1 protein-coding gene is annotated in these 2,493 nt (G+C 38.4%); it reads right to left on the bottom strand.

Annotation, left to right across the window (positions count from 1 at the left end; all coding sequences use genetic code 11):
• Positions 1-81 precede the first annotated feature (81 nt).
• Complete coding sequence (locus tag FWJ32_RS13150) at positions 82-2,178, bottom strand: putative bifunctional diguanylate cyclase/phosphodiesterase (RefSeq protein ID WP_149546419.1); 2,097 nt, start codon at positions 2,176-2,178, stop codon at positions 82-84.
• Between the last annotated feature and the right edge of the window lie 315 nt (positions 2,179-2,493).

The following is a 2,493-nucleotide window of genomic DNA, read 5'->3' as shown; positions in this document are numbered from 1 at the left end:
AGCCCCCCATATTTTGATTCTTTAAGGTGACATTTTCATGCGATAATTAACCACATTTTGGCCTATTTTTAGGTGACATTTTTAAAAGATATTGACATACTCCATTTTCTTCAATTGTAGCATAGAAAAGATACCCCTACATATAATATCATCTATCTCTTCAGGGGGAAGCGGTCTGCTGAAGAGATAACCCTGCCCATAGTCACAGTGGTTATCCTTAAGAAACACTAACTGGTCTTCAGTCTCTATGCCCTCTGCTGTAACATACAGATTAAGTTTATGCGACAGACATATTATGGTCTTAGCCATTTCCCTGTCAGTATTATCACTGATGATATCTCTCATAAACGTCTGGTCCATCTTTATTATATTCACGGGGAGGAGTTTTAAATAATTAAGAGAAGAATAACCTGTGCCAAAGTCGTCCAAAGCTACCTTTATCCCTGTATCCCTAAGCTTTTTAATCACATCAATGGCATGGTCTAAGTCCATAAGTGCAGTACCTTCAGTAATCTCCAAGGTTAAATAATTCCTGTCCATTCCCGTAGTTGCAATAATACTATTTATTTTAGCCACCAAATCTCTCTGTTGGAACTGCCGCGCTGATATGTTGACAGAAATTGATACTGGATTATAACCCTTACTAAGCCATTTTACATATTGCCTGCAGGCCTCTTTAAGTACCCATTCACTTATAGGTATGATGAGCCCTGTCTCCTCAGCAAGAGGAATAAAGTCTTTCGGAGAAATGATTCCCTTCTCAGGGTCTGCCCATCGTATCAAAGCCTCTACTCCTATCAATTTCCCGTTTGCAAGGTCAATCTGGGGCTGATAATAAAGATAGAACTGATTTTTCTCTACAGCGTGTCTTAGTTTTACAGCCATATCTGTCTTCCTGTTTATATCTTCCTGCAGTCTCGGCGAAAAAAACTGATAGCAGTCCCTACCACCAGTCTTGGCAGAATAAACTGCCATATCAGCATTTTTGAGGAGCGTAAAAACATCCCCTCCATCCTCGGGATGGATAGCCACGCCCATACTTGCGGTTATATAAAACTCAACACCTCTTACAACCTGTGGCTTATGGAATGCTTCCAGTATCTGATTGAGTTTTTCTGAGATGTTCCCCATTTCACCAATATCATTTAGTATTATTCCAAACTCATCTTCACCAAGGCGTGCCACCATACCTGAATTTGCAATCAGGTTTTTAAGCATAAATCCCACATCGCACAGGAGTTCATTCCCTGCATCATGACCTATAGAGTCATTCACACTTTTAAACTCGTCAAGATCGAGATACAAAAGAGCAAGCCTCTGCCTGTTTTCTTTAGCCGCTTGGATAGCCTCATCCAATGCATCTTGAAACATCGTCCTATTGGGCAGACCTGTAAGGTCGTCATAATATGCAAGTTTAAAAATCTTGTTTTCGAACCTCTTGTGGTCTGTTATATCAAGGTGAGAACCGGCCATCCTTACCGGCATCCCTTTATCATCCCATATGGCCCTGCCTCTGCTCAAAATCCATTTATATGAGCCATCCTTTGCTTTGAGTCTATACTCTACTTCATAATAAGGTGTAAGACCTTTTAAATGCCTATCAATTTCATTCATTACCCTCTCCACATCATCAGGATGCAGTAGGCCCTTCCACGCATCAAACCTGTCCTCAAGTTCCTCTTCTTCATACCCAAGCAACCTTTTCGTCCTGTTGAACACATAAATATCTCCATTTCTTATATCCCAGTCCCATATACAGTCATTAGCCCCATCTACCGCAAGTCTGTATCTCTCTTCCATCTCCCTCAAGGTCTTCTCACTGTTTTCCAAAGCATCATACTGTTGCTCCAGTTCCTCTTCAGTGGCTGTCAGTTCCTCATATGTAGCTTCCAGTTCCTGATAATTTTTGAAAATCTCATTAATCGCATCCTCATATATCATCTCATCCTTGTGGATAAGCACATAAATAATAAGGCCAGTGACAAAAACATAAAACCATCCCTTAATGGTGCTCAATGTTGCAAGCATGTATTTATCTGCAACAATATTTAACAAGATTCTATCCGAGAAAATAATCCACAGAGAGCCGATGATAATATATATTATAGTTATCCTCATGGCAAATTTACGTGGCCTAAAATTAACACCCAAACCATAATTCCTCTCGGGATTGTTCATACATACCACCTTTAGAAATAATTGAGAAAGATATGATATAATCAAATCGCTGTCTAATATTAGTCATAATGTTATACCCTTAAATTATGTATTGAACCATAAATAACAATATTTTATTATTATATACATTATATTACTATATAAGCATTAATTCAATGTACCAAGCAGATTAATTGTGGTTACTTTGCTGAAAGTTTTAAAAATAACAAGCTTAAAAAAAGGGAGTGTCGCAAAACACTATTTAAGTGTTAGCGGCACTCCCCTTTTTTGGATAAAAAATAAAAAACAGCTTCAAAATTTTAAAGGGAATATGGG

Source organism: Calorimonas adulescens (assembly GCF_008274215.1).
In the GTDB taxonomy this organism is placed as follows: Bacteria; Bacillota; Thermoanaerobacteria; order Thermoanaerobacterales; family UBA4877; genus Calorimonas; species Calorimonas adulescens.
Note: the sequence above shows the minus strand (reverse complement) of the source record. Positions and strands in the feature narration are given on the sequence as shown.

Bases quoted from the DNA above. Each gene is read 5' to 3' on its own strand.
- FWJ32_RS13150 (WP_149546419.1), bottom strand. From the start codon at position 2,178: ATGAACAATCCCGAGAGGAATTATGGTTTGGGTGTTAATTTTAGGCCA.